The 25,603-nt window shown below is 41.3% G+C and carries 23 protein-coding genes and 1 other RNA gene; 21 read left to right on the plus strand and 3 right to left on the minus strand.

What is annotated here, in order from left to right; translation table 11 throughout:
• Positions 1–84 precede the first annotated feature (84 nt).
• The 8 genes from JX304_RS00280 (at position 85) to pepC (ending at position 7,494) form a co-directional block, all read left to right on the plus strand.
• Entirely contained in the window at positions 85–885 is an 801-nt protein-coding gene (locus JX304_RS00280) for an amino acid ABC transporter permease (protein ID WP_205010749.1), read from the plus strand.
• A complete protein-coding gene (locus JX304_RS00285) occupies positions 885–1,628 on the plus strand; it encodes an amino acid ABC transporter ATP-binding protein (RefSeq protein WP_187538228.1) in 744 nt (247 codons plus the stop codon). Before JX304_RS00280 ends, JX304_RS00285 begins: the two co-directional genes overlap by 1 nt.
• 81 nt (positions 1,629–1,709) lie before the next feature.
• Positions 1,710–1,937, plus strand: coding sequence for a DUF4059 family protein (locus JX304_RS00290; RefSeq protein ID WP_003003995.1), 228 nt, complete (start codon positions 1,710–1,712; stop codon positions 1,935–1,937).
• A 59-nt stretch (positions 1,938–1,996) separates the two neighbouring features.
• Entirely contained in the window at positions 1,997–2,908 is a 912-nt protein-coding gene (gene trxB / locus JX304_RS00295; RefSeq protein WP_205010750.1) for a thioredoxin-disulfide reductase, read from the plus strand.
• Positions 2,909–3,046: 138 nt separating this feature from the next.
• Positions 3,047–4,507 carry a nicotinate phosphoribosyltransferase gene (locus JX304_RS00300; protein WP_205010751.1) on the plus strand — a complete coding sequence of 487 codons (1,461 nt, stop codon included), beginning with the start codon at positions 3,047–3,049 and terminating at the stop codon, positions 4,505–4,507.
• Positions 4,504–5,328: an ammonia-dependent NAD(+) synthetase gene (nadE, locus tag JX304_RS00305; protein WP_205010752.1), complete on the plus strand. Its 825-nt coding sequence runs from the start codon at positions 4,504–4,506 to the stop codon at positions 5,326–5,328. The genes JX304_RS00300 and nadE overlap by 4 nt, the downstream gene beginning before the upstream one ends.
• Before the next feature lie 212 nt (positions 5,329–5,540).
• On the plus strand, positions 5,541–6,092 hold the full coding sequence (locus JX304_RS00310) for a GNAT family N-acetyltransferase (protein ID WP_205010753.1): 552 nt from the start codon (positions 5,541–5,543) through the stop codon (positions 6,090–6,092).
• Between the two features lie 67 nt (positions 6,093–6,159).
• Positions 6,160–7,494, plus strand: a complete 1,335-nt coding sequence (gene pepC / locus JX304_RS00315; RefSeq protein WP_205010754.1) for an aminopeptidase C — start codon at positions 6,160–6,162, stop codon at positions 7,492–7,494.
• 173 nt (positions 7,495–7,667) lie between these two features.
• Here the strand turns inward: pepC and pbp1a are convergent, their stop codons facing one another.
• Together pbp1a and recU are read right to left on the minus strand one after the other, a co-directional pair.
• On the minus strand, positions 7,668–9,785 hold the full coding sequence (pbp1a, locus tag JX304_RS00320; protein ID WP_205010755.1) for a penicillin-binding protein PBP1A: 2,118 nt from the start codon (positions 9,783–9,785) through the stop codon (positions 7,668–7,670).
• The gene (gene recU, locus JX304_RS00325; protein WP_205010756.1) at positions 9,786–10,379 is read right to left on the minus strand and encodes a Holliday junction resolvase RecU; all 594 of its coding nucleotides are present in this window, start codon (positions 10,377–10,379) and stop codon (positions 9,786–9,788) included. It abuts the gene before it with no gap.
• 64 nt (positions 10,380–10,443) lie between these two features.
• Here recU and JX304_RS00330 point away from each other — a divergent pair, with 64 nt between their 5' ends.
• From JX304_RS00330 to JX304_RS00350, 5 genes are all read left to right on the plus strand, one after another.
• On the plus strand, positions 10,444–10,971 hold the full coding sequence (locus JX304_RS00330; protein WP_205010757.1) for a DUF1273 domain-containing protein: 528 nt from the start codon (positions 10,444–10,446) through the stop codon (positions 10,969–10,971).
• A gap of 69 nt (positions 10,972–11,040) precedes the next feature.
• A complete protein-coding gene (gene gpsB / locus JX304_RS00335) occupies positions 11,041–11,382 on the plus strand; it encodes a cell division regulator GpsB (RefSeq protein ID WP_205010758.1) in 342 nt (113 codons plus the stop codon).
• A gap of 16 nt (positions 11,383–11,398) precedes the next feature.
• Positions 11,399–11,764: RNase P RNA component class B (gene rnpB, locus JX304_RS00340), an RNA gene on the plus strand.
• Positions 11,765–11,830: 66 nt separating this feature from the next.
• Positions 11,831–12,988, plus strand: coding sequence for a THUMP domain-containing class I SAM-dependent RNA methyltransferase (locus JX304_RS00345; RefSeq protein WP_205010759.1), 1,158 nt, complete (start codon positions 11,831–11,833; stop codon positions 12,986–12,988).
• A gap of 11 nt (positions 12,989–12,999) precedes the next feature.
• On the plus strand, positions 13,000–14,433 hold the full coding sequence (locus JX304_RS00350) for a cell division site-positioning protein MapZ family protein (RefSeq protein ID WP_205010760.1): 1,434 nt from the start codon (positions 13,000–13,002) through the stop codon (positions 14,431–14,433).
• Between the two features lie 358 nt (positions 14,434–14,791).
• Here JX304_RS00350 and JX304_RS00355 read toward each other — a convergent pair whose 3' ends face one another.
• The gene (locus tag JX304_RS00355) at positions 14,792–15,274 is read right to left on the minus strand and encodes an S-ribosylhomocysteine lyase (RefSeq protein WP_021154551.1); all 483 of its coding nucleotides are present in this window, start codon (positions 15,272–15,274) and stop codon (positions 14,792–14,794) included.
• Positions 15,275–15,508: 234 nt separating this feature from the next.
• On the opposite strand from JX304_RS00355, the gene JX304_RS00360 reads away from it, so the two are divergent.
• The 8 genes from JX304_RS00360 (at position 15,509) to pknB (ending at position 25,546) form a co-directional block, all read left to right on the plus strand.
• Positions 15,509–17,116 carry a ribonuclease Y gene (locus JX304_RS00360; protein WP_205010761.1) on the plus strand — a complete coding sequence of 536 codons (1,608 nt, stop codon included), beginning with the start codon at positions 15,509–15,511 and terminating at the stop codon, positions 17,114–17,116.
• A 107-nt stretch (positions 17,117–17,223) separates the two neighbouring features.
• On the plus strand, positions 17,224–17,856 hold the full coding sequence (gmk, locus tag JX304_RS00365) for a guanylate kinase (RefSeq protein WP_003003905.1): 633 nt from the start codon (positions 17,224–17,226) through the stop codon (positions 17,854–17,856).
• Positions 17,857–17,881: 25 nt separating this feature from the next.
• Entirely contained in the window at positions 17,882–18,196 is a 315-nt protein-coding gene (gene rpoZ, locus JX304_RS00370; protein ID WP_003010339.1) for a DNA-directed RNA polymerase subunit omega, read from the plus strand.
• Between the two features lie 64 nt (positions 18,197–18,260).
• Positions 18,261–20,669, plus strand: coding sequence for a primosomal protein N' (locus JX304_RS00375; RefSeq protein WP_205010762.1), 2,409 nt, complete (start codon positions 18,261–18,263; stop codon positions 20,667–20,669).
• 11 nt (positions 20,670–20,680) lie between these two features.
• Positions 20,681–21,616 (plus strand): methionyl-tRNA formyltransferase, encoded by a 936-nt coding sequence (gene fmt, locus JX304_RS00380; protein ID WP_205010763.1) that lies wholly within the window; start codon positions 20,681–20,683, stop codon positions 21,614–21,616.
• On the plus strand, positions 21,606–22,919 hold the full coding sequence (gene rsmB, locus JX304_RS00385; RefSeq protein ID WP_205010764.1) for a 16S rRNA (cytosine(967)-C(5))-methyltransferase RsmB: 1,314 nt from the start codon (positions 21,606–21,608) through the stop codon (positions 22,917–22,919). The genes fmt and rsmB overlap by 11 nt, the downstream gene beginning before the upstream one ends.
• A gap of 21 nt (positions 22,920–22,940) precedes the next feature.
• Positions 22,941–23,681 (plus strand): Stp1/IreP family PP2C-type Ser/Thr phosphatase, encoded by a 741-nt coding sequence (locus JX304_RS00390; RefSeq protein WP_205010765.1) that lies wholly within the window; start codon positions 22,941–22,943, stop codon positions 23,679–23,681.
• Positions 23,678–25,546: a Stk1 family PASTA domain-containing Ser/Thr kinase gene (gene pknB / locus JX304_RS00395; RefSeq protein ID WP_205010766.1), complete on the plus strand. Its 1,869-nt coding sequence runs from the start codon at positions 23,678–23,680 to the stop codon at positions 25,544–25,546. Before JX304_RS00390 ends, pknB begins: the two co-directional genes overlap by 4 nt.
• Positions 25,547–25,603: the final 57 nt, after the last annotated feature.

Genomic DNA, 25,603 nt, shown 5'->3' on the forward strand with positions numbered 1-25,603 from the left:
CATTTTTCTATTTCTGTAGCAATTTTTGGAATTCCGATAGTGAATGTGATAGAATGTTTATGTTCGAGAAAGGAAGTAACAAGAATGTTTACAACTAATCTATTAACAGCCAACTGGTATGCCGACTTTTTAAAACACGTTCCAGATAGCAAGCTGTTTAGTTTGAGAGCTGTATTGGATGCATTCCCAGCTGTCATAGGGAAACTGCCTGTGACGATTTTACTAGCCCTGGGAGGCGCATTTGTTGGGATTATTTTTGCCATGATTTTTGCTCTGGTCAAAATTAATCGTGTACGAATCCTCTACCCGCTTCAAGCTGTTTTTGTCAGCTTTTTACGTGGGACTCCTTTGTTGGTTCAGTTGATGTTGACCTATTATGGGATTCCTCTTATTTTAAAAGCGATCAATCAGTCTTATGGAACAGCTTTTAATATTAATGCCATTCCAGCAGAGCTCTTTGCGATTGTAGCCCTTGCCTTCAATGAGGCGGCTTATGCGAGTGAGACCATCCGGGCAGCGATTTTATCAGTGGATCCTGGTGAAGTTGAGGCGGCGCGTAGTCTTGGAATGACCAACCGTCAAGTGTATCGTAGGATTATTATTCCAAATGCAGCCGTCGTTGCAACTCCAACCTTAATCAACTCCCTCATTGGCTTAACCAAGGGGACATCGCTAGCCTTTAGTGCCAGTGTGGTGGAAATTTTTGCCCAAGCTCGGATTATTGGGGGGAGCGATTTGAAGTACTTTGAACGCTTTATCACAGTATCGATTGTTTACTGGATTGTGAATATCCTCATTGAAATGCTAGGCCGCCACATTGAACGTCGACTGGATATTGAGACTCCCGTAACCATTGATTTACCAGATCAGGAGGTCCGGATCTAATGATTTATATTTCAGAATTATCAAAGACATTTTCAGGTCAAAAGGTTTTAAATAATCTAAGTTTGGAAATTCAAAAAGGGGAAGTCGTAGCCTTGATTGGGTCTTCGGGAGCCGGGAAATCAACCTTCTTACGTAGTTTAAACTATTTGGAAGCACCGGATAGCGGTAGAATTAAGATTGATGATTTCGAGGTTGATTTTGAGCACATTAGCCAAGATCAAATCTTAACCTTAAGAAGAAAATTGGCCATGGTTTTCCAACAGTTTAATTTATTTGGAAGAAAAACAGCTCTTGAAAATGTGAAAGAAGGGCTCGTTGTTGTCAAGGGCTTATCCGATCAAGAAGCAACGAAAATTGCACGGGAAGAACTAGCAAAAGTCGGCCTATCGGATCGTGAAAATCACTATCCTCGTCACCTTTCAGGTGGACAAAAGCAACGCGTGGCTTTGGCTCGTGCCTTGGCCATGAAACCAGAAGTTCTTTTGCTGGACGAACCAACTTCAGCCTTGGATCCAGAATTGGTTGGAGAAGTGGAAAAATCCATTGCTAATGCAGCCAAATCAGGGCAAACCATGGTACTGGTCAGCCATGATATGTCTTTTGTAGCGCAAGTGGCAGATAAGGTCTTGTTTTTGGATAAAGGACGGATTCTTGAATCTGGAACACCAGAGGAAATCATGCAACATCCAAAAGAAGAACGGACAAAAGAATTCTTTGCTAGTTACAAACGGACCTATGTTTGATATAATAGAAAAGAGGTAAGACTCAGCTGGCGGTGCTAGCTGGGTTTGTTTTCTGAAAATGTAAAAATATTTGGAGTCGTGATGTTAAATAAATTATTGTCCTTATATTTACAAAGTTTAGTGACGACAACGATTTTAGTTGGGATCGCTTCTTGTATTTGGATTGGCTACCGTGCCCTTAAGAAGAAAGATAAAACAGCCAAGCAACGACAAGCGCATTTGTATGATATCCTCTTAATTGATATCATGACGATTCCTATTTTAACCTTTGCGGTCATAGGGATTTTGTTTATCTTTCAAGCACGGTAATTGCAAAAAGATCGTGTTAGAATTATAATGATGACAACGAAACGGAAAAGAGGTTGAGTATGTTTGATACAGTGATTATTGGAGCAGGTCCTGCAGGGATGACCGCTGCCCTTTATGCGGCACGAAGTAATTTAAAAGTCGCATTGATTGAGAGAGGGATTCCAGGCGGTCAAATGAACAATACGTCTGACATTGAAAACTATCCTGGCTATGCAAATATCAGTGGTCCAGAATTGGCTGAAAAAATGTTTGAACCTTTAGAAAACCTTGGTGTGGAACATTTGTTTGGTCAAGTAGAGCGTATTGAAGACCACGGAGCAAGCAAAAAGATTGTCACAGATGATGGGGAATTTGAAGCTAAAACTCTTGTGATTGCAACAGGGTCTAACCACCGTTCATTGAATGTCCCTGGTGAAGAGGAGCTAAATAGTAGAGGGGTTTCCTACTGTGCTGTTTGTGATGGAGCTTTCTTTAGAGATGAGGATCTCTTGGTCGTTGGTGGTGGTGATTCTGCGGTAGAAGAAGCTGTCTTTTTGACTCAGTTTGCAAAAACAGTGACCATTGCCCATCGTCGTGATCAATTGCGTGCTCAAAAAGTTCTTCAAGATCGTGCCTTTGCCAATGATAAAATTCACTTTGCTTGGAATACGGTTGTTGAAGAAATTAAGGGTGAACAAAAAGTAACGTCTGTCCTTTTAAAAGATGTGAAGACAGGAGAGGTTAGAGAGCAAGCCTTCGGTGGTGTCTTTATCTATGTCGGTTTAGATCCTGTCAGTGATTTTGCGACAGAACTTGGTATTTTAGATGAAAATGGCTGGGTGGTCACGGATGATCATATGAGAACCACAGTCCCAGGTATTTTTGCGGTTGGCGATGTTCGTCAAAAAGATTTGCGTCAAGTGACGACAGCAGTCGGAGACGGTGCGATTGCTGGCCAAGAAGTTTATAAATATATCACAGAAAACTTTTAATCCAAAAAATCTGAGCTTCCTGTCTCAGATTTTTTTCATTCTTTCCTTTCAGTATTCAATAGGACTGAAATGTGCTATAATGGTACTAATTTTATGGTAGGAATTCATAGAACAAATCTATAAAAAAGAGGTATACATATGTATCCAGATGACAGTTTAACCTTGCATACTGATTTATACCAAATCAATATGATGCAGGTCTATTTTAATCAAGGTATCCACAATAAACATGCCGTATTTGAAGTCTATTTTCGTCAACAGCCTTTTAAAAACGGCTACGCAGTATTTGCTGGCTTAGAGAGAATTGTGAAATACTTGGAAAACTTGAGTTTTTCTGAGAGTGATATTGCCTATTTAGAGTCACTTGGTTATCATGGGGCCTTCTTGGAATATCTCCGTGATCTCAAGTTGGAATTGACGGTACGCTCGGCTCAAGAAGGAGACTTAGTCTTTGCGAATGAACCAATTGTTCAGGTAGAGGGCCCTCTGGCTCAGTGTCAATTGGTGGAAACAGCCCTTTTGAATATCGTCAACTTTCAAACCTTGATAGCCACAAAAGCTGCTCGTATTCGTTCAGTCATTGAAGATGAGCCTTTGATGGAATTTGGAACCCGTCGTGCGCAAGAAATGGATGCGGCCATTTGGGGCACTCGTGCGGCAGTCATCGGAGGGGCCAATGGGACTAGTAATGTTCGTGCAGGAAAACTCTTTGGAATCCCAGTTTTAGGAACTCATGCCCATTCTCTTGTACAGGTTTATGGAAATGACTACCAGGCCTTTAGGGCTTATGCGGAAACCCATAAAGATTGTGTCTTCCTCGTCGATACCTATGATACCCTTCGTATTGGGGTACCAGCAGCTATTCAGGTAGCACGTGAAATGGGAGAGAAGATCAATTTCTTAGGCGTCCGGATTGACTCAGGAGATATTGCCTATATTTCTAAAAAGGTCCGCCAGCAATTAGATGAGGCTGGGTTTACAAATGCTAAAATCTACGCTTCTAATGACTTGGATGAAAATACCATCCTCAACTTAAAAATGCAAAAAGCAAAAATTGATGTTTGGGGTGTAGGAACCAAGTTAATTACAGCTTACGATCAACCAGCACTTGGAGCGGTATACAAAATTGTCTCTGTTGAAAACGAAGCAGGAGAGATGATCAATACTATCAAGCTTTCCAATAATGCAGAGAAAGTTTCTACTCCAGGTAAAAAGCAAGTCTGGCGGATTACGAGCCGTGAAAAAGGTAAGTCAGAAGGGGACTACATCACTTATGATGGAGTAGATGTTTCACATCTGACAGAACTTAAAATGTTCCATCCAACTTATACCTACATTAATAAAACAGTCCGAAACTTTGAGGCGATTCCTCTTTTAGTGGATATTTTTAAAGAGGGTCAATTGGTTTATCAACTGCCAACATTATCAGAAATTCAAGAATATGCTCGTAAAAATTACGATCAATTATGGGATGAATACAAGCGCGTCCTCAATCCACAGCATTACCCAGTTGACTTGGCCAAAGATATTTGGCAGGATAAGATGGACCTGATCGAGGAAATGCGTAACAAGGCCAATGGAGAAGGAGAAGCAAAATGAGTTTGCAAGAAGAGATTATCCAACAATTGGGTGTCAAGCCTAGCATTGATCCTCAGGAAGAGATTCGCCGCTCGGTTGATTTCTTAAAAAGATATCTAAAAAAACATCCCTTCTTGAAAACATTTGTATTAGGGATCTCAGGAGGGCAAGATTCAACTCTTGCTGGACGATTAGCTCAATTGGCCATGGAAGAAATGCGCGCAGAAACAGGAGATGCCTCCTATCAATTTATTGCCGTTCGTCTTCCTTATGGGGTACAGGCAGATGAAGCAGATGCACAAAAAGCATTGGCCTTTATCCAGCCGGATGTTAGCCTGGTTGTGAATATCAAGGAGTCTGCTGACGAAATGGTACGAGCAGTAGAAGCGACTGGAACAGAGGTTTCTGATTTTAACAAAGGCAATATTAAGGCTCGCAGTCGCATGATTGCTCAGTATGCTCTAGCTGGAGCACGTAGCGGAGCGGTGATTGGGACGGATCATGCTGCAGAAAATATTACTGGTTTCTTCACAAAATTTGGAGATGGTGGTGCAGATATTTTGCCCCTTTTCCGTTTGAATAAACGCCAAGGAAAACAATTGCTTAAGGCTTTAGGAGCCGATCCTGCTCTCTATGAGAAAATCCCAACTGCAGATTTGGAAGAAGAAAAACCAGGTGTTGCTGATGAAGTAGCACTGGGTGTCACCTATAATGAAATTGATGATTACCTAGAAGGCAAACAAGTGAGCCCAGAAGCTCAAACAACTATTGAAAACTGGTGGTACAAAGGCCAACACAAACGCCACTTGCCAATCACAGTATTTGATCATTTCTGGGAGTAAAAAGCTCCAGTAGACCTTTTTAGCCCGAGTCTTAACATAGGAGAACGAGGTAGAAAACGGTAACTCGTAGAGTTCGATTTCGTAGTCTTCTCGCCATACAATATTGTGAAAAGCATCAAAAAGAAGGGCGGTTTCATCCGTCCTTTTCTTCTAGATTAAAGTAAAAAACTTGCAGAATTCAAGTTGCATGAAAAAATGAAGGGAGACAAAATATGAATCATCTTGGTAGTCTTGTCATGAAGACAGAACACTTATACTTGAGGCCGTTCGTTTTGGAAGATGCACCAGCGATGTATGAAAATTGGGCTTCTGATCCTGAAAATCTGAAATATGTCACCTGGGATGCCCATACATCTTCTGATAGGACCAGAGAATCAATCAAAAGATGGGTCGAACGGTATCAAAAACCAGATACTTATAAATGGGCGATCTGTTTCAAAACATCACCGGATCAGGTAATTGGAGATATTAGTGTGGTTTCTCAAGACCAGGAAAGTCAATCATGCGAGCTAGGTTATATCCTTGGCAAGAAATTCTGGGGGCAGGGATTCATGACAGAAGCCGTCATAGCTGTTTTGGCTTTCTTATTGAACGAAGTCGGATTTAAAGAAATCAAAGCCACTTATGTCAGTTTAAATCCTGCTTCAGGGAAAGTCATGGAAAAGACAGGAATGCAGTATGTAGAAACCATCCCTCATGCCATTCAACGCAAAGGATATTGTGGGGATAAAATCATCTATTCTATACAGAATCCCTCTCTATAGGGTGATTTTTACTTGAAGATTCTGCTCAAAGGATTATAATAGTAAATAACGAAAAAAGGAGATTGCTATGTCAGAATTAACGAAAGAATTTACAGACCAGCTCTATGCTAATTATGAAGCAAATGTGAAATATGCGGCTCTTGAAAATGCTGTTACCCACAATGGGATCCATGCATCGCTTGAAACGCGCAAGAGTGCAGTAGAACATACACCAGTTTTTTCACTTGATTTGACCAAGGATAAGGTGACAAACCAAAAAGCATCTGGACGTTGTTGGATGTTTGCGGCTTTAAATACCTTCCGTCACAAGATGATTTCAAGCTTCCAATTGGAGGATTTTGAATTGTCTCAAGCACATACTTTCTTTTGGGATAAGTATGAAAAATCAAACTGGTTTTTGGAGCAAGTGATTGCTACAGCAGACCAAGAATTGACCAGCCGTAAGGTGGCTTTTCTCCTACAAACCCCACAACAAGATGGCGGTCAATGGGATATGGTGGTATCTCTCTTTGAGAAATACGGAGTGGTTCCAAAATCAGTTTATCCAGAATCGATTTCTTCAAGCAATAGCCGGGAATTGAACACCTACCTCAATAAACTCTTGCGTCAAGATGCGCAAATCTTGCGTGATTTGATTCACTCAGGCGCAGATAGTGAGGCAGTTGCGAGCAAGAAACAAGCGCTGTTGCAAGAAATTTTTAACTTCTTGGCTATGTCTTTAGGATTGCCTCCACGTGAATTTGACTTTTCATACCGTGATAAGGACAACCAATTCCATAGTGAAAGTGGTTTAACTCCACAAAGCTTCTACAAAAAATATGTAGACCTTCAATTAGACGATTACGTCTCTATTATCAATGCCCCAACTACAGACAAGCCATATGGAAATTCTTACACCGTAGATATGCTGGGCAATGTTGTTGGTAGCCGTCCAGTCCGCTACCTAAATGTTCCAATGGATCGATTGAAAGAATTAGCCATTGCTCAAATGAAAGCAGGGGAAACTGTCTGGTTTGGTTCAGATGTAGGCCAAGTCAGCAACCGTAAAGCGGGAATCTTGGCAACCGATGTCTACGACTTTGAAGCGGGCATGGATATTCATTTGACACAAGACAAGGCCGGTCGCTTGGACTATGCTGAAAGCCTCATGACACACGCTATGGTCTTGACAGGAGTTGATTTAGACGAAGCAGGTCAGTCTCGTAAATGGAAGGTTGAAAATTCATGGGGAGACAAGGTCGGTACAGATGGTTACTTTGTGGCTTCTGATGCATGGATGGATGAATATACCTACCAAATCGTGGTTCGAAAAGAATTCTTAACCTCAGACGAATTAGCAGCCTATGAAACAGAACCAATTGTTCTAGCACCGTGGGATCCAATGGGAGCTTTAGCAAAATAATCATATAGAAAAGAGCCGGAAGGCTCTTTTTTGTATGCTCAAAAATAGCTGGAAAGTTAATCTAAATAAACCAGCTTTATTCGTGCTGGCATCTAAAACAAGAAGCAGAAGGTTCTGATGTTTTAATCATTATTTTAAAAAAGCCGGGCGAAAAGCCCGACTTCTCCATTAGATTATTCGTTATGATTGTTAGAGTCTTGCGAAGAAGGCTCAGATGGTTTAGATGGATTCTCTTCGTTTGAAGAGCTAGATGAAGATTCTTCATACGAATACTGCTCAGTGGAATAACTTGGTTCATAGTAATAGTTATTGTAGTTGTTCTTACCGTTGTTTAAGTAGAGATAAGAGCCACTTCGATAAAGCCCACTTGGTTGTGTCCAATCTGTATGACCAGAATTGTTGTTATTGGCAAGATAGAGCATCATTTGACGGTAAACATCTGTTGCCACCTGAATTCCGTTGTCTAATACCGGAGTCAAGCGATTTGAATAACCCGTCCAGACGGCCATAGCATATTCGGGTGTGTATCCTACGAATGATTCAGATGGTGTTACAATACTTGAATAACCTATATTTTTTGTTAACTTATTGACCTCGTTATCATCATAGTTTGATGTACCTGTCTTACCAGCTTGGTAGATTCCCGAAATGGCAGCATTTGTACCGGAACCAGACAAGAGAACTGTCTTCATCATATCTGTCATCATGTAGGCAGTTGTTGCTTTCATTGCACGAGTTCCTTCGGACTCAAATTCCTTGGTTGTGCCATCACTAAAGACAACCCGACTAACATAGGATGGTTTGTAATAGGTACCGCCATTGGCAAAAGCAGCATAGGCAGCTGCCATTTTCTCACTGCTGGCTCCGTATTTGTTGCTAGAATCGCTAGTGTTACTCGAGATAGCGTTGGCGTAAACCATTTCTGGGTAATCGATCCCTAATCCATTGAGGAATTTCTTAGCTTGTTTAAGACCAACTTTTTCCAGGGCCTTCACCGCAGGCACGTTACGAGATTGTTGAATTGCGTAGGTAATGGACATGCTACCATAGTATGAACGGTCCCAGTTGTAGACAGGCGTTGATGAATGAGGGAAGTTGTATGGCGCATCTGTTGTAGTAGCTGCTGTAGAGGTATATTCCTCATGTTCAAGAGCGGGAGCATAATCTGAAATTGGTTTCATGGTTGATCCCCAGTCTCTATTGGTCTCAACTGCCTGGTTGGTTCCAAAGGAAACGTTGCTGGATTGGTGACGAGAACCGAGTTGGGCGATAACCTTACCATTATTCACATCAATAACAGTAGAAGCTACTTGCATTTCATCATCAGGATAATTGACATATTCATCTGTATTGTAGATATCCCACAATTTCTTTTGGGCTTCAGTGTCAACGTTAGTATAGACATCCATCCCAGTTGTCAACAAATTGTAGCCCGTTTCTTCTTCGACCTGCTCGATCACTTCTTTCAGGTAATTATCCATATAGGCTGGATAACTGCTTGAAGAACTAAGACTTTGTAGACCATCTGTAACAGGTGTGTTGACCGCTGCTTCGTATTGCTTATTAGAAATGGTCTTCATATCAAGCATTTCTTTTAATACTAAGTTTCGGCGTTGTTGTGCTGCTTCAGGGTGGGAGTAGGGGTCGTATTGGTTTGGTGCTTGGGGCATCCCTGCAAGGAGTGCTAATTGAGGGAGCGAAAGATCTTTTAGATCTTTTCCGTAATAACTTTTCGCAGCCGTCTGCATTCCGTAGTTCCCATTCGCCATAAATACTTTATTGACGTAATAGGTCAAGATTTCTTGTTTGGTTGCTTTCTTTTCTAGTTGGGTTGCTAACCAAGCTTCTTGGATCTTACGAGAGAGGGTACGGTCAGAGGCCGAAGTAGAGAAATAGGTTAATTTGATCAATTGCTGCGTCAAGGTTGATCCACCTTGACTTCCTCCTCGCAAGTTGTGAAGGAAGGAACCGCCGATCCGAATGATGTCGACCCCGCGGTGATTGAAGAAACGGTGATCTTCAATCGCTACGATAGCATTGACCAAATCAGTAGGGATTTCATTTGCTGTAACGTTGATTCGTTTCTCAGCTCCCAAATCTGCGATCAAGTTATTTTGGTTGTCATAGATCTTACTCGATGTTGTTGCAACCAAATCTTTTTCAGATAAGGTTGGTGCTTTCATGGCATAATAACCAAATATCAGTCCGCCAAGGACGAATAAAAGTAAGAAAAATGAAATGGCTGCGATCGCAACATATTTCAACCACTGAATGACTGTTTGTTTATTCATTTAAATACCGCCTAGAAGTTTCTGTTCGATAATATCAAGATAAGGAACGCTCGGAAGTCGATTCTTATCTACTAGAAAGCCGTGCTCCTGAATATAGGAGAGAGGCATGGATTTACTACCATGATCGATGTTGTAATAGTGAATTAATGCAGGAGCAGGAAGTAAGTAGGTTTCACTTAATTTTGCAAAATGCAAGAGAACGAAACAGATACCCCCTTGCTGGACAACTGCTTCCATATGATCGATCTGATGTTGATGAAAATTTTTCATCGGCATCGATTGTTTTTGCTGTGTTTCTTTAGCTTCAAAATCGATATAGTGCCCTTTGTATACCCCAGAATAGTCCGTCGTTGAGGCTTGCCTGAAATAGGCTTCAACAATCTTTGCCCGACTGCGACGTGGATAATCCACTTTCACGATTTGAACCGGGGTTGGTTTTTTGTGGATGACTGCCAGACCACGAGAAAGATAGTATTGATTGCTTTCGTTGATCATTTTTTCAAATGTCATCCCACGATTCGCAAAGTCGATCGGATGTTTCTTTTGTGTAGAGACCAAGGTTTTTTTGGCTACTTTATGTGGATAGTTGACCATAGTCCTCCTTATTGGTACAATTACATCACTCTATTATATCATAAATTAGAATAATGAGGAAAAAATGAATACCATACTTGTTGCAGGTTATAAGAGTTTTGATGTGGGAGTCTTTTCCAATAAAGACCCACGACTGACCATTATCAAAAAAGCCATTGAAAGAGATCTTCGTCGTTTATTTGAAGAAGGAGTGAAATGGTTAGTCTTTTCTGGAAATTTGGGATTTGAGGCTTGGGTACTAGAGGTTGCCTTTGCTTTAAAAAAAGACTACGATTTTCAAATGGCGACGGTCTTTCTATTTGAGAATGTTGGGGAAAATTGGAATGAAAGCAATCAGGAGTTATTGGCGCGCTTTAAACAGGTGGATTTCGTGAAATATGCTTATCCCCACTATAGCAATCCGGGTCAATTAAAAGAGTACAATCGGTTTTTGATAGATAATGTGGATGGAGCTTACCTTTTTTACGATCCAGAAAATGAAACCAATTTGAAATATCTTTACAAAATGATGTTAGAAAAAGAACTATTTTATATCAAACAATTAAGTTTTGATGACTTAAATGAACTTGCTGAAAATTTTTACGAAAACTAAGTGTTATACCTTGATTTTTCTTACCAATTTTTTATATAATTGAGGTGATGAACTAGATTGGAGAGAGTTATGGCAAGTATTATTTTTACTGCGAAAGATATTTTTGATCAAGATTTCAAACGAGAAGTTCGTGGTTATAGTAAAGATGAAGTAAATGAATTTTTGGATGATGTCATAAAAGACTATGAAACCTATGCTACTTTAGTGAAGGAATTGCGTGAAGAAAACGCCCGCCTTCGTGAAGAACTTGCCCAAAAAGCACAGGAAACACCACAAACATCTCCGATTGCCAGCACCGCTACGCAAGAATTCCCGCAAGTGACGACAGCGACGAACTTTGATATTCTCAAACGACTCAATCGTTTGGAAAAAGAAGTTTTTGGGAAACAGATCGTAGATCGCGATTATTAATCCTTTAGATCGTGCAATTTTTGGATAATCGCGTGAGAGGATGCTCTCATGAGGAAAGTCCATGCTAGCACAGGCTGTGATGCCTGTAGTGTTTGTGCTAGGTGAATCCATAAGCCTAGGGACTTGGTATTCAAGTTACGGCGAGTGAAGGAGCTAAGTCTAAGGATAAGCTCTAGTAACTCTGAAAGTGCCACAGTGACGTAGTTTTTAGGGAAACCTAAAAAGTGGAACGCGGTAAACCCCTCAAGCTAGCAACCCAAACTTTGGTCGGGGCATGGAATGCGTGGAAACGAACATAGCATTCTGACTGGAAACAGTAGACAGATGATTATCGAAGGAAATGGTACCTAGTCATTTCTGGAACAAAACATGGCTTATAGAAAATTGCATATAGGTTGATGAGGTGGAGAGTGATCTCAACCTCCTTTTTTAAAGTGATAGGAATAAGATGAAAAAACAATTTGAATTGATTGCAACGGCTGCTGCTGGTATAGAGGCTGTTGTTGGTCGAGAACTACGCGATCTTGGCTACGATTGCCAGGTTGAAAATGGACGGGTTCGATTTCAAGGAGACCGTCGAGCAATCATCGAGACAAATCTCTGGTTGCGCGCGGCTGATCGAGTGAAAATTGTGGTTGGGACTTTTCCAGCCAAAACATTCGAAGAACTCTTTCAAGGTGTCTTTGCTTTGGATTGGGAAAATTATTTGCCTTTAGGATCACGTTTTCCTATTTCTAAGGCTAAATGTGTCAAATCAAAACTGCATAATGAACCTAGCGTTCAGGCTATTTCGAAAAAAGCAGTGGTTAAAAAATTACAAAAACACTATGCCCGACCAGAAGGTGTTCCTCTCATGGAAAATGGGGCAGAGTTTAAGATTGAAGTATCGATCCTTAAAGACCAAGCCACCGTCTTGATTGACACCACTGGTAGTAGCCTCTTCAAACGTGGTTATCGGACTGAAAAAGGGGGGGCCCCTATTAAGGAAAATATGGCGGCAGCCATCCTTCTGCTGTCAAACTGGTATCCAGATAAGCCCTTGATTGACCCGACATGTGGTTCTGGAACGTTTTGTATTGAGGCAGCGATGATTGCGAGAAAGATGGCACCTGGATTGCGTCGGACCTTTTCTTTTGAAGAATGGAACTGGATAGATGATCGCTTGATTCATGAAGTCCGTCAAGAAGCGAGCAGGAAAATCAATCGAGAGATCGAATTGGATATTATGGGAACCGATATCGATGCACGGATGGTTGAAATTGCAAAAGAAAATGCCCAGAAAGCGGGCGTTAGCAGTGACATTACTTTCAAACAAATGCGAGTTCAAGATCTTCACTCAGATAAGATCAACGGAGTGATTATCTCCAACCCTCCATATGGAGAACGCTTATCCGATGATGAAGGTGTGACGAAATTGTATGCTGAAATGGGGCACGTATTTGCACCTCTCAAAACCTGGAGTAAATTTATCCTAACCAGTGATGAAGGTTTTGAATCTAAATTCGGAAGTAAAGCAGATAAAAAGCGAAAACTTTATAACGGAACCCTAAAAGTTGATCTCTACCAATATTTTGGGGAACGTGTAAAACGGCAGATAAAGGAATAGAAAGGATTTTTATGACAGAGAAGGATACAAAGCCATTAGAGCAAGAAAAAGAATCAATTTTAGATTTTGAAGATGCTAAAGAGATGACGATTGGGCAGGCCAATCGAAAGGCAGAAGAAATCGAGGCAGGTGTAACAGAGGGTGATAATGTCTTAGACAAATACATCAAACAACACCGGGCAGAAATTGAAGCAGAAAAATACGATACAAAGATTTTGGCCAAAGAGGAATTGGCTAAAGCTGAAGAGTTGGCAGCTACAGAAACAGTTGCTGAAGTTGCTGGAGTAGTGGAAGTACCGGAAGTAACGGAAGTACCGGAAACTGTCTTGGAACAAAGGCCTGAAATGGATGCCATCTCAACAGAATTACCAGCTAAGATTAAATTTGGACCAACACCAACCGAACCAATTGTAGAAACAGAGGACCTTCCTGAGGAGACTCCAAGCAATGCTGGTAAACGAATCAAAGCGGTTCTATACTCTGCATTAGGTCTTGCGATTGTCGGTTCGGCCATTTTTGTGACCTATAACTGGATGCACAGTCGTGGAAAATCTGGGGGTACAACAGTTGTATCTTCTTCATCTAGCAAGTCATCTTCTACTTCTAAATCAAGTAGCAGTGAAACACAAGCTCAAAAATTGGAAGAGTTTACCAAAGCTTACGATGCCTTTTTTGTAGACGAATCGAAAAGTGGGCTAAAAAATGATAAATTCGGAGACTTGGAAAATCTGAAGAAACTGCTGGACAAATTAGAAGGAAGCAGTGATTATAATGCGGCTAAAACAAAATATGAAGACCTTGTGAAGCAAGTTTCTGCCATTCAAAAAGTGAATTCTCAATTCAATTCTCCTGTGATCAAAGATGGAGTTCTTGATGCAACTGCCAAAGCAAAAAGTGATGCGACCTTTGCTGAAACAAAGACAGGCAATGAAAAATTAGATAGCTTATTAAATGAGGCGGTAGCGCAAGGACGTTCACAACAGGTTGCGACACCGGCACCAGTGACTGGAACAGGAGGTACAGGTACTTCTAATGCAACTCCAGCCCCAGCTCAAGCAGAAACGCCTACGGCCCCAGCTGTCAATGCTGCTACAGGTGGTGCAGGAACGGCAAATCCAGGCTATTCAGGGTACGGTCTTCCAAGTGATGGTGTCCCACTTCAGCGGAACCTGAGCCGTGTGCCGTATAACCAAGCGGCTATCAATGATGTCAATAACCCAGCCTGGGTGTTTGGTGATGGTATCCTTGAAAAAGTACTGAACATTGCTCGTAAACGTGGACATATCACTGGCAATCAATACATTTTAGAGCGCGTCAATATCATTAATGGTAATGGCTATTACAACCTCTTCAAACCAGATGGAACCTACCTCTTTAGTATCAATGCCAAGACTGGTTATTTCGTAGGGAACGGAAAAGGTCATTCAGATGCTCTGGATTATTAATGCCTGAGGAAGCATACCATTTCTGGAAAAAATGACAATAAAAAAGGATGAACCACAGGCTCATCTCAGATTGAAGATAACATCATCTTAAAAACTTTCCTTAGGTGAGTACGGACGTCAGCGAACTTCTTCGAAGTTCCATGACTAATTATTGAGCCTAAGGTCTCAATAATTCCGAGTGCCTGAAACATTTTTGTTTCAGGCGCTTTTCTCACAGCGGAAAGTTTCAGTATTTTCTTAAATCAATTTAAAAATTGAAACTCAATTATATTTTTTTGCAGAATCACTTAACTTATTTTACTTTAAAATAGTTTGTCTACATTCTAGGATGAACCAAAGGTTCATCCTTTTTTGAGTCTTAAACAACATGACGTTCAAAGGGATCGTCCGAAATTCCTTGATCTAGTATCAAGCGACACCATTCTTTGGCTGAGAAGAGACTGTGATCCTTGTAATTTCCACAAGACTCAATGGTTGTGCCTGGGACATCCTCCCAAGTGCTGACAGATGCAATTTCTTCTAAAGATTCTTTAATCACTTTAGCAATTTCTGTACTTGAATGCTGTCCCCACATGATCATATGAAAACCGGTGCGACATCCAAATGGGGAACAGTCAATCATACCATCTATGCGTTTGCGAATGAGCATCGCAAGAAGATGCTCGATGGTGTGGAGCCCTGCCGTTGGAATCGCATTTTCATTCGGCTGCACCAGGCGAATATCAAAGTTAGAGATGATATCTCCTTTGGGTCCAGTTTCCTCACCAATCAAGCGAACATAAGGGGCCTTCACAGCTGTATGGTCCAATTCAAAACTTTCAACAATTACTTCTTTTGTCATACTCAAATCCTTCTTTGTTTTTCTTGATTATAGCATAAAAAAACAGATTCAACAAAGTGGAAATAGATGAATTTCTCATAGGTGGGACATGAAAGAAAAGTGGGTAAAAGAACAATTGCTAAGTGAAAATATAAAAGGTTTTTCCTGTTTTTTTAGATTGTTAATTTTAGTAATTTATGGTAAAATGTAAAAGAATTTTTAATTCAACTAATTAAATAGATTTGGGGTAAAAGCATGAATTTTTTAATTACAGGTGTTTTTGCCGCGGTCATTGGTTTAGTCATTGGATATGTGGGAACTGCTCTTAAAATGAAAGCTTCAAAAGAAGCTGCGGAACTCACCCTTTTAAATGCTGAACAAGAAGCAACGAATTTACGTGGACAGGCAGAACGCGAAGCTGACTTGATTTTAAAAGAGGCAAAGCATGAGTCAAGTTCACTTAAAAAAGAAGCACTTTTGGAGGCAAAGGAAGAAGCCAGAAAATATCGTGAAGAGGTCGATGCTGAGTTTAAGTCAGAACGACAAGAATTGAAGCAATTAGAAAGCCGTTTGGCAGAACGTGCTAGCAATCTTGATCGCAAAGACGACATTTTAACAAGCAAAGAACAGTCTCTTGAACACAAAGAGCAAAGTCTTACAGATAGAACTAAACACATTGATACGCGTGAACAACAGCTGGAAGAGCTTGAACACAAGAAAGTAGAAGAACTGGAACGTGTCGCTGCTCTAAGTCAAGGAGAAGCGCGTGACATTATTTTGAATCAGACGGAAGATCAACTTTCAAAAGAAATTGCATCACGAATTCGTGATGCTGAGTTGGAAGTGAAGGAACGTTCTGATAAGATGGCAAAAGACATTCTTGTCCAAGCTATGCAACGGATGGCAGGTGATTTTGTTGCTGAGCAAACAAACTCAACCGTTCATTTGCCAGATGATAGCATGAAGGGCCGTATTATCGGTCGTGAAGGTCGCAATATTCGTACCTTTGAGAGCTTAACAGGCGTCGATGTGATTATTGATGATACGCCTGAAGTGGTGACCTTGTCAGGGTTTGATCCGATTCGTCGTGAAATTGCCCGTATGACAATGGAGAGCCTTCTCAAAGATGGTCGCATTCATCCAGCCCGCATCGAAGAGCTGGTTGAGAAGAACCGTCAGGAAATTGACAATCGTATTCGTGAATACGGTGAGGCTGCTGCCTATGAAATCGGTGCGCCAAACCTCCATCCAGATTTGATGAAAATTATGGGACGGTTGCAATTCCGTACTTCTTATGGTCAAAACGTTTTACGTCACTCCATTGAAGTTGCCAAACTTTCTGGTATTATTGCCAGCGAGTTGGGTGAAAATGCTACCTTGGCACGACGTGCAGGATTCTTACATGATATCGGTAAAGCAATTGACCGTGAAGTGGAAGGAAGTCACGTTGAAATTGGGACAGAATTGGCACGGAAGTACAAGGAACATCCAGTGGTTGTCAATACCATTGCCAGTCACCATGGTGATGTGGAACCTGAAAGTGTTATCGCGGTCATTGTCGCTGCAGCAGATGCTTTGAGTGCAGCTCGACCTGGAGCACGAAGTGAGTCACTTGAAAGCTACATCAAACGCTTGCAAGATCTAGAAGAAATTGCAAATAGTTTTGAAGGAGTTAAAACAAGTTTCGCCCTTCAAGCGGGTCGTGAAATCCGTATTATGGTTAGCCCTGAGGCCATCAAGGATGATAAAGTGACGATCTTGGCTCATGATATTCGTGAGAAGATCGAATCTAATCTTGAATATCCTGGAAACATTAAGGTTACCGTTATTCGAGAATTGCGTGCAGTAGATTACGCAAAATAAACAAAAAGCTTGAGATCTAGTATCTCAAGCTTTTTTGAATGAAAAAATCAGTTGAAAATTAAGCCGATTTTTGTTACACTAGATAGAAAGACATTGAAGGAGAAATCATGGCGGATCGTGGCTTATTAATCGTATTTTCTGGCCCTTCGGGGGTTGGAAAAGGAACGGTCAGACGAGAAATTTTTGAAAACTCAGACAATCAGTTTCAGTATTCTGTATCGATGACGACACGTGCACAACGTCCAGGTGAAGTGGATGGTGTCGATTATTTTTTCCGTACACGTGAAGAATTTGAAGATTTGATCCGTCAAGGGCAAATGTTGGAGTACGCTGAGTACGTTGGAAATTACTATGGGACTCCTTTAACCTATGTGAATGAAACCTTGGACAAAGGAATCGATGTATTCCTTGAAATTGAAGTTCAAGGTGCGCTCCAAGTAAAGAAAAAAGTGCCAGATGCAGTTTTTATTTTCTTAACTCCGCCTGATTTGGATGAATTACAAGATCGATTAGTGGGACGCGGAACAGATAGTGCAGAAGTCATTGCGCAACGGATTGAAAAAGCAAAAGAAGAAATCGCCATGATGCGTGAATATGACTACGCGATTGTGAACGATGAGGTTCCTCTTGCTGCTGAACGTGTCAAACGTGTGATCGAAGCAGAACATTTCCGTGTGGACCGTGTCATTGGCCATTATCTGGATATGTTGCCAAAAACACAAACTATTGTGAAGAGATAAATAATTAGAAATTAGGTATAGAAATATGATGTTAAAACCTTCTATTGATACATTGCTTGACAAAGTACCATCAAAATACTCATTGGTCATTCTTGAGGCAAAACGGGCCCACGAATTGGAAAGTGGTGCGGTGCCAACTCAAGAATTCCAATCAGTTAAATCAACATTACAAGCGCTTGAAGAAATCGAGTCTGGAAACGTAGTTGTTCACCCGGATCCAGAAGCAAAACGTGAAGCGCTTCGTCGTCGGATTGAAGCAGAACGGATTCGTAAAGAAGAAGAAGAGCGCAAAATTAAGGAACAAATTGCCAAAGAAAAAGAAGATGGTGAAAAAATTTAAGGTTGGGGGCTTCTCAATCTTATTTTTTGCTATTTAAAGGGTTCCGTGATAAAGTAAAGCTCATATGATAGAGGCTGGAGGTGAAAAAGTGATAGCAAAAGTCATCGTAGATGTTCCATTGATGCAGACGGATAAACCCTATTCCTATCAGATTCCATCAGAATTTGAAGATATGGTTGAAGCGGGAATGCGAGTTCATGTCCCTTTTGGTAAAGGGAATCGCCTCATTCAAGGGATTGTGGTAGACGTTGCAGAAGAGGCAGATACAAGCGAGGAATTGAAGGCGATTGGAGAGGTATTAGACTACACTCCTGTCTTAAATCAAGAGCAATTCTGGTTGGCAGATCAATTGCGAAAAAGTGTCTTTTCCTACAAAATAACGATTTTAAAAGCCATGCTTCCCTCACTTCTTAATTCCAGTTATGATAAGATTTTGTATCCTCAACCTTCTTTAGAGCCCACTCTCAAAGTGAAACTTTTTGGTAAAAAAAATGAAGTTTCTTTTTCTTCTCTAGATGCGGCCGATCAAGCCCAAGTGATGCGATTGGTCAGAAAAGGAGATTTGGAACTTGAATACAAGGCCAAGGATAAGAAACAAATTAAAACAGAAAAATGGTATCGCGTAAACCAGGAAGGATTAAAAGAACTTCAACCATCAGCGAGAGCTAAAAAAAGGCTAGCATTGAAAGAGCGCTTGTTACTAGATCAAGGGGAGCAACCATTAGCAGGATTGTATCAGGATTTTTCACGAGAAGTAGTGGCTTATTTTATTGATCAGGGTATTTTAGAAATTACAGAACGAGAAGTGAATCGGGCGGCTGCATATTATGAAGGGAAAGAACAGACCCGAGCTTTGGTCGTAAATCCAGAACAATCAAAGGCTGTAAAAACAGTTGTTTCTAAACTTGGGAAAGAATCAAAGCCCTTCTTATTAGAAGGAGTGACTGGAAGCGGGAAGACGGAAGTTTATCTGCAGATTATTCAGGAAGTTCTAAATAAGGGGAAAACGGCTATTATGTTGGTTCCTGAGATTTCCCTGACGCCACAGATGACGGATCGTTTTATCTCTCGTTTTGGTCAGGAAGTAGCCATTCTGCACTCGGGGCTCTCAAACGGTGAGAAGTATGATCAATGGCGGAAAGTTGAACGTGGGGAGGCCAAGGTAGTTGTTGGAGCGCGCTCAGCCATCTTTGCACCTTTGAAGAATATAGGTGCTATCATCATTGATGAGGAACATGAGGCTTCCTACAAACAAGATAGTAACCCGCGCTACCATGCGCGGGAAGTCGCAGTCTTAAGAGCTCAGTACAATCAAGCAGTTTTGCTTCTTGGCTCAGCCACCCCAAGTCTAGAATCACGGGCTCGTGCAACAAAAGGGGTTTATGAATTAATTCGTCTAACCCGGCGGGCCAATCCGGCAGCCAAAATTCCAGAAGTTAAAGTCGTTGATTTCCGTGATTATATTGGCCAAAATGAAGCTGGGAACTTCACTCCTGTTTTAGTGGAAGCTATTTCTGATCGCTTGCAGAAAAAAGAGCAGGTTGTCTTGATGCTGAACCGACGTGGTTTTTCTAGCTTTGTCATGTGTCGCGAGTGTGGGACAGTGGATACGTGTCCAAATTGTGACATATCTTTGACCCTTCATATGGACACAAAAACGATGAATTGCCATTACTGTGGTTATAGTAAGGCAATTCCTCGACACTGTCCAAATTGCCAAAGTCCTTCCATTCGTTATTATGGAACAGGAACGCAAAAAGCCTATGATGAATTACAAGAGATCTTTCCTGAGGCTAAAATTTTGCGCATGGATGTGGATACCACCCGAAAAAAAGGGAGCCACGCAGCGATATTAGATGTTTTCGGGAATGGAGAAGCAGACATTTTATTGGGGACCCAAATGATTGCGAAAGGTCTAGATTTTCCCAATGTCACTCTTGTAGGAGTTCTTAATGCAGATACGTCTCTGAATTTACCGGATTATCGCTCTTCAGAGAGAACCTTTCAACTGTTGACCCAGGTGGCTGGAAGAGCTGGTCGGGCAGATAAAGAGGGAGAAGTGATTATTCAAAGCTATAATCCCAATCATTATGCAATTCAATTTGCTAAGGAGCAAGATTATGAAGGCTTTTTTGCTTATGAAATGAAGATTCGTAGACAGTTGGGCTATACACCGTATTATTTTACGGTTGGTTTGACTTTATCGCATAAGAATGAAGAAGTTGTGGTAAAAAAGGCTCATCAAGTCATGGAAATTCTTCGATCTGGCTTATCTGATCAGGTCCAAATCTTAGGACCAACACCTAAACCAATTGCACGCACACATAATCTGTATCATTATCAAATCATTGTGAAATATCGTTTTGAAGAAGGCATGACACAGGTCTTGAATCAAATTTTGGAATTTACGCAAGAAAAAGGCAATCAAGATTTACGAGTCAGTATTGATAATGAACCTCAAAGCTTTATGTAAGGAAGAAAGAAATGACAAAATTAATTTTTATGGGAACGCCTGATTTTTCAGCGACCGTTTTAAAGGGATTGTTAGCAGATTCTCGTTATGAAATTCTGGCAGTAGTGACCCAACCAGACCGCAAAGTAGGTCGTAAAAAAGAAATTCGAATGACTCCAGTGAAGCAAGTAGCGTTGGAACACCAATTACCAGTTCTGCAACCTGAGAAATTATCGGGTAGTCCAGAAATGGAAACTATCTTATCACTTGATGCAGATGGAATTGTGACGGCTGCTTTTGGACAATTTTTACCGACAAAATTGTTGGAGAACTTCCAATTTGCAGTGAATGTCCACGCGTCTTTGTTGCCTAAATATAGAGGTGGGGCTCCCATTCACTATGCCCTGATCAATGGTGACGAAGAAGCTGGGGTTACAATTATGGAAATGGTCAAGGAAATGGATGCTGGAGACATGATTGCAGCTCGTTCTCTACCAATTTTAGATGAGGACAATGTGGGAACCTTGTTTGAAAAATTGGCTGTCCTTGGACGGGATCTACTCCTAGATACTTTGCCAGATTACCTAGCAGGGGAGATCCAGCCAAGGCCACAAGATCCTAGTTTGGTCACATTTTCACCAAATATTTTGCCGGAAGAAGAAGTTTTGGAGTGGACCAAAACCAACAGACAAGTCTTTAACCAGATCCGAGGGATGAATCCTTGGCCTGTCGCTCATACCTTGTTAAATGATCAACGCTTTAAAGTTTATGAAGCAGAGCTATGCGAAGGCAATGGAAATCCAGGAGAAGTGATTGGTTTGAGCAAAAAAGAGTTAGTAGTAGCTGCGGGTGAAGGCGCGCTATCTCTCAAAGTTGTGCAGCCGGCAGGAAAACCAAAAATGTCCATTACAGACTTTTTGAATGGTGCGGGCCGTCAATTGAAAGTAGGAGATCACTTTGGAAGGTAAACAAATGAATGCGCGTGAACAGATCCTTGGAGTTATAGAAGAGGTTTTTGAACATGGAGCCTATTCTAATATTGCTTTAAATCAAGCACTAGAACATTCTCAACTTTCAGATAAAGATAGAAGTTTTGTTACGGAAGTTGTATATGGTACTGTAGCGCGGAAGATAACACTCGAGTGGTATCTCGCCCACGTGATTGAGGACCGGACGAAATTAGATCCTTGGCTCTATTATCTTTTGCTGATGAGTTTGTATCAGCTGGTCTACTTGGATCGCATTCCTGACCATGCCATCGTCAATGAAGCTGTCCGGATAGCAAAAGGTCGAAAAGAAGGCAGTGAGAAGTTTGTCAATGCTATTCTTAGAAAGCTCCTTCGCGAGGGACTACCAGCAATTGATACGATTAAGCGAAAGAACAAACGTTATTCAGTGGAGTATTCTCTACCTGTATGGTTGGTCAAAGCATTGATCGAAGAATATGGTGAAGAACGTTCTTGCGCTATTTTTAAGAGTCTCTATCAGCGTAATAAATCAAGTATTCGTGTGATTGATCTTGACGAAAAAGAAGAGTTGGCTCAGCTACTCGAAGCAACGTCCTCTCTCCTTGCTCCGTCTGCTCTCGTGAAAGATCAGGGGCATTTTGCAGCACACTCCTTGTTTAAAGAGGGCAGAATTACCATTCAAGATGAATCCAGTCAATTGGTGGCACCGGCTTTGGATTTGCAAGGAGATGAGAGGGTTTTAGATGCCTGTGCAGCGCCAGGTGGAAAGACGACTCACATCGCTTCTTATCTCACGACTGGGAAAGTCACAGCCCTGGATCTCTATGACCATAAACTCAAATTGATTCAAGAAAATGCTAATCGGCTCCATGTTTCGGACAAAATTTTGACAAAGAAGTTAGATGCGACAAAAGTCTTTGAAACATTTGGACCAGATGCTTTCGATAAAATTTTGGTGGATGCGCCTTGTTCGGGGATTGGTTTGATACGGAGAAAGCCTGATATCAAGTACAATAAAGAGGGTGCAGATTTTGTATCTTTACAAGCTGTTCAATTGGCCATTCTGGATAGTGTTTGTCAAAGTGTGCGTAAAGGTGGTATAATAGTGTACAGTACGTGTACAATAATGGGGAAAGAAAATTATGAAGTGGTGGACCAATTTTTGAAAAACCATCCAAATTTCGAACAAGTCCCATTGAATCACGAAAGAAAAGATATTCTTAAAAATGATTGTATCCTTATTACACCCGAATTATACGGAAGCGACGGCTTCTTTATCAGTCGTTTTAAGAGAATCTCATAATATCAGGAGGAAACTGACAGTATGGATATGACGATCTTAACCGATGTAGGTCAAAGACGGACAAATAACCAAGACTATGCAAATCAATATAAAAACAAGGTAGGAAAATCTATGGTTTTTCTTGCTGATGGTATGGGAGGACACCGTGCCGGAAATATTGCTAGTGAAATGGCAGTCACAGACCTAGGTGCAGCCTGGGTTTCTTCTGAGATCGAGACGGTTAATCAAGTACGGGAATGGTTTGCAGAACATTTAGAAGCTGTGAACCGTCGGATTCATTTAGCTGGGCAAGATGATGAGCACAAAGGAATGGGAACGACACTGGAAGCTTTGGCTTTTGTAGAAGGACAAGTGATTTATGCCCATGTTGGGGATTCGCGGATTGGCCTCATTCGTCAGGGTGAATACCAGCAGTTGACCAGTGATCATTCTCTTGTAAATGCTCTTTTACGAGCAGGACAAATTACAGAAGAAGAAGCAGCCCATCATCCTCAGCGCAACATCATCACTCAGTCCATTGGTCAAAAAGACGAGTTAGAGCCGGATTACGGTTTGGTGACGGTTGAATCAGATGATTATATTTTGATCAATAGTGACGGTTTAACCAATATGATTGGCCCAGATGAAATCAGAGATATTGTCTTAAGTGATGTTTCGCTTGAAGAGAAGGCTCAAACCTTGATTCGTTTTGCCAATAATGCTGGAGGCTTGGATAATATCACCGTTGTACTGCTCCACTTTACTGAGGAGGACGCAGCATGATTCAAATCGGCAAAATTTTTGCCGGGCGATATAAAATCATCCAACAAATTGGACGCGGCGGGATGGCAGATGTTTATCTTGCGCGTGATTTGATTTTAGATGGGGAAGAAGTTGCAGTCAAGGTACTGCGTACGAATTACCAGACGGATCCCATTGCAGTTGCTCGTTTTCAACGTGAAGCAAAGGCGATGGCAGAGCTGGACCATCCAAATATCGTTCGGATTACAGACATTGGCGAAGAAGAGGGGCAACAATACCTTGCAATGGAATATGTTGCAGGTTTAGACTTGAAACGCTATATCAAAGAAAATGCACCTTTATCAAATGAAGAAGCAGTTCGTTTGATGGGGCAGATCCTTCTCGCTATGCGTCTTGCCCATACGCGTGGCATCATTCACAGGGATTTAAAACCACAGAATGTCCTCTTGACACCAGATGGAACAGCGAAAGTTTCAGACTTTGGGATTGCAGTGGCCTTCGCAGAGACTAGTTTGACCCAGACCAACTCGATGTTAGGATCCGTTCATTATTTGTCACCTGAGCAAGCACGGGGCTCCAAAGCAACCGTTCAAAGTGACATCTACGCTATGGGGATTATTTTCTATGAGATGTTGACGGGGCACATTCCTTATGATGGGGACAGTGCAGTCACAATTGCTTTGCAACATTTTCAAAAGCCTCTCCCATCTATTCGTGAGGAAAATAAGAATGTTCCACAAGCTCTAGAAAATGTAGTGATCAAAGCGACAGCTAAAAAACTGACGGATCGCTATAAGTCAGTGGCAGAGATGTATGTGGATCTTTCAAGTTGCTTGTCCTATGAGAGAAGAAATGAGAAAAAACTGGTTTTTGAAGACCAATCGAAAGCGGATACAAAGACTCTTCCAAAAGTAAGTCCAACTCCAAAGACGGCTCCTGTTCCAATCTCTGAGGTACGCAATGAAATCAGTTCGGTAGATCCTAATCGACCATTATCTAACCAGCAGACGATGGCCCCAAGCAAAAAGCCAAGAAGACGCTTGCGGGCGCGCTACAAAGTCTTGTTTGTTGCCATTGCCCTAGTCCTCGCAGCCTTTACCTTCTTGTTGTATATGAGCCCGGCCAATAAAACCGTTCCAGATGTTTCCGGCAAAACCATTGCCGAAGCTAGAGCGGTTATTGAGGGACAAGATCTTCAAGTTGGTGAAGAGAAGGAAGAGTACAGTGATTCGGTTGCAGAAGGTTATGTCATTCGAACCAACCCAAATGCAGGGGCCCAAAAGAAAGAACAAAGTCGAATTGATTTGATCGTTTCAAAAGGACCAAATAGCTTTGAAATGCCAAATTACGTGGGTGAAACACGGGCAGCGGCTGAAGAGGACCTGAAAAACACTTATAAAGTATCGAGCAAAATGATCACGATTGAAGAAGTTGAGACCTTTGATTATGCTGCAGGGACAGTTCTTGAACAAACCCCAGCTCCAGGAGAGCAATATTCTCTGAATTCAAAAACAAAGATTGTTTTGAAAGTAGCGAAAGAAACAACTTCAATTGAAATGCCAAACTATGTTGGATCAACTTATGATTTTGCTAGAAGTAATTTAATTGAAATCTATGGTATTAAAGAAGCCAATATCGAATTAAGAAAAACGGAACATCTCCCTGATGGGGTAGTTGTTTCTGCAGGTCAAATTGTCAGTCAAACTCCAGAAGTTTCGAGTACGGTGGACATTAACCGAACACGAATTGTTTTAACGGTATATGAGCCTAAAGTGACAGCTTCTTCAAGTACGAAAGCCTCATCCAGTTCAGAAACATCTAGTTCTTCTTCTACGGAACGATCGGATACAGAAAGTTCTAGCAGTAGTGCAACTGGTGGAGATTAATAAATCAGCCTAAGACTCAGATGGATTTCTGGGTCTTTTTGATTGTATGCGATTATC

Source organism: Streptococcus parasanguinis (genome assembly GCF_901875555.1).
Lineage (GTDB): Bacteria > Bacillota > Bacilli > Lactobacillales > Streptococcaceae > Streptococcus > Streptococcus parasanguinis_H.